Here is a 1,375-nt window from a genome sequence, read left to right on the forward strand (position 1 = left end):
CCAATGGTGTCGCCAGTGCGGTGCAGTCGCTGAAGGCGGGCGAGAGTCATGATGACGTGTTTACGGTGCAAGTCAGCGACGGCCTGGGCGGCGTGGACACCCAGCTGGTGACCGTCACCGTCACCGGCAGCAACGACGCGCCGGTGCTCAGCTTCGCGACCGGCCATGATGCCGGCGCGGTGCAGGAAGACACCACGCTCAGCGTCAGCGGCCAGTTCAGTTCGACCGACATCGACCACGATGCCACGGCGACCTGGAGCATCGATGGCTCGCCAGCCGGCGCCTACGGCTCGATCGCCGTGGACAACAATGGCCAGTGGACCTACACCCTGGCCAATGGCACCAATGGTGTCGCCAGTGCGGTGCAGTCACTGAAGGCGGGCGAGAGTCACAACGAAGTGTTCAGCGTGCAAGTCAGCGATAGCCTCGGCGGCGTCGACACCCAGTTGGTGACCGTCACCGTCACCGGCAACAACGACGCGCCAGTGCTCAGCTTCGCGACTGGCCATGATTCGGGCGCGGTGCAGGAAGACTCCACCCTCAGCGTCAGCGGCCAGTTCAGCTCGGTCGACATCGACCACGATGCCACCGCCACTTGGAGTATTGCCGGGTCAAACACCGGCACCTTTGGCTCGATCGCCGTGGACAACAGCGGCCAGTGGACCTACACCCTGGCCAACGGCACCAATGGTGTCGCCAGTGCGGTGCAGTCGCTGAAGGCGGGCGAGAGTCACAACGAAGTGTTCAGCGTGCAAGTCAGCGACGGCCTGGGCGGCGTCGACACCCAACTGGTGACCGTCACCGTCACCGGCAACAACGATGCGCCAGTGCTCAGTTTCGCGACCGGCCATGATGCGGGCGCGGTACAGGAAGACAGCATCCTCAGCGTCAGCGGCCAGTTCAGTTCGGCCGACATCGACCACGATGCCACGGCGACCTGGAGCATCAATGGCTCGCCAGCCGGCACTTACGGCTCGATTGCCGTGGACAACTCCGGCCAGTGGACCTACACCCTGGCCAACGGCACCGATGGTGTCGCCAGTGCGGTGCAGTCACTGAAGGTGGGCGAGAGTCACAACGAAGTGTTCAGCGTGCAGGTCAGCGATGGCCTCGGTGGCGTCGACACCCAGCTGGTGACCGTCACCATTACCGGCAGCAACGACGCGCCGGTGCTCAGTTTTGCGACCGGCCATGATGCCGGTGCGGTGCAGGAGGACAGCACGCTCAGCGTGAGTGGCCAGTTCAGCTCGGCCGACATCGATCACGATGCCACCGCCACTTGGAGTATTGCCGGGTCAAATACCGGCGCCTACGGCTCGATCGCCGTGAACAACAGCGGCCAGTGGACCTACACCCTGGCCAATGGCGCCAATGG

General features: G+C 64.4%; 1 protein-coding gene. It reads left to right on the plus strand.

Annotation, left to right across the window (positions count from 1 at the left end):
• Positions 1–1,375, plus strand: a 1,375-nt coding sequence (locus tag AC1Q6Y_RS27160) for a VCBS domain-containing protein (protein ID WP_492625544.1), incomplete at both ends; no start/stop codon positions are given.

The sequence above is a fragment of the Pseudomonas sp. GW823-FHT06E10 genome, assembly GCF_058794995.1.